General features: G+C 42.5%; 2 protein-coding genes. One reads left to right on the forward strand and one right to left on the reverse strand.

Annotation, left to right across the window (positions count from 1 at the left end):
• Positions 1 to 347: 347 nt before the first annotated feature.
• On the forward strand, positions 348 to 527 hold the full coding sequence (locus tag A3729_RS15100) for a hypothetical protein (RefSeq protein ID WP_068512752.1): 180 nt from the start codon (positions 348 to 350) through the stop codon (positions 525 to 527).
• 106 nt (positions 528 to 633) lie between these two features.
• Here A3729_RS15100 and A3729_RS15105 read toward each other — a convergent pair whose 3' ends face one another.
• Positions 634 to 1,455, reverse strand: coding sequence for an SDR family oxidoreductase (locus A3729_RS15105; RefSeq protein ID WP_068515889.1), 822 nt, complete (start codon positions 1,453 to 1,455; stop codon positions 634 to 636).
• Positions 1,456 to 1,476: the final 21 nt, after the last annotated feature.

Here is a 1,476-nt window from a genome sequence, read left to right on the forward strand (position 1 = left end):
GTCAGTTGAACGTTGTTTGGGTTTTGGAAAACGAGCAAGTTGTTCGACGCTTTATAAGAGTTGGCGATCAGAAAGAAAACGGGATGATCGAAGTCGTCTCGGGATTGCGTGCCGGAGACCTTGTTTTACCTGTTCAGAGCTAAAGGGGGACTTTCTCCCTATTTTTCGCACCTTTTGTTCGCTTATTGAACAGTTATGCTGGCAATAATGCCAAATAAATCACACTATATTTCAATAACTTGTCGTTTAACATTCGTTGACAGTTGAGTTAGAACTTCCGTGCTAGTCTTCACTTAAATCAAAGCAGTAAGCTTGTTTATCAATCTTTTTGATGTGAAGGAATTCTATTGTCAGCTATAAAAAACTCTATCTCAATACTTGTACTGTTTGTCTTTGCTTGTAGTGCACAGGCTTCGGCTAGTGTCGCTCAGGATGCAAGTAGTGAGTTCGGCAGCATGATGCTATTTTCGGCTGGCTTTGTTGGTTTATTTGCAGCACGTAAGCATATGAAGTCCGAGGCTTCCTAAAGTTCATAATTCGTTAAAGTACGTCCCTGTTTTACCTTGCTGGTTTACCAGTCCCCTTTATGCGGGGTAGCTCTCCATCCCCGCTTTTTTTCCATTTCTGTTAGTTCTACGAACGTAAAAACCGTTTAACGCCTAAAAGCTGGTTAGATACTTTATAGTAGCTGGTCGGTAGTACCTTATAAAGAATATCGACAAACTTGGCATCGGCACCAATTAATACTCGGAAGGTCTTCTTACGCATGCCTTTTTCGATGACTTCTGCCGCTTTTGCAGGGCTTGTTCGTGCCACCGTTTCAAAGTGTTTGGCAAGCTCATTGGAATTAGCTGCTTCAGTTTCAGCAGAATTTGCAATGTTGGATCGAATACCGCCGGGCATCACACAAATAACATCAATATTCTTACCTGAATAAATCATGTCTTGTTGTAAGGCTTCGGTAAATCCGCGAACGGCAAATTTAGAGGCATGGTAGGGCGCTACCATTGGCATGGTGATCAAGCCGAATATTGAAGCGACATTAACGATCATGCCGCGTGATGACTTTTCAAGTAATGGCATCATTTCTCGACAACCCATAACGACACCATTTAGGTTTACATCCATTACTTTGTTAAATAGGGCCTCAGAAGTTTCTTCAAAATAACCAAAAGACGTCATGCCTGCATTATTAATGAGTACATCTAAATGCCCGGATGAAAGCTCAATATCTTTAGCGAGAGCTTGCCAGTCCTCCTTTGAGCAGACATCGGACTGCTTGGAAATAATGGCTGATGAGCCGATGGCTTTACTCGTCTCTTTAAGACCTGCTTGGTTGATATCAGTGACCACTAAATTTGCACCCAGCTGCGCGAATAGTTTAGCAATTGCCTGACCAATACCAGAGCCCGCGCCGGTGATGAGAATTGTTTTGTTCGTCCAAGTGCTTTTCATGTTAAGACCCTTAAGTTGTTA

This window comes from Oleiphilus sp. HI0043 (assembly GCF_001634935.1).

Excerpts from the sequence above, each read along its gene's own strand:
- A3729_RS15105 (WP_068515889.1), bottom strand. The coding sequence starts at position 1,455 with ATGAAAAGCACTTGGACGAACAAAACAATTCTCATCACCGGCGCGGGC.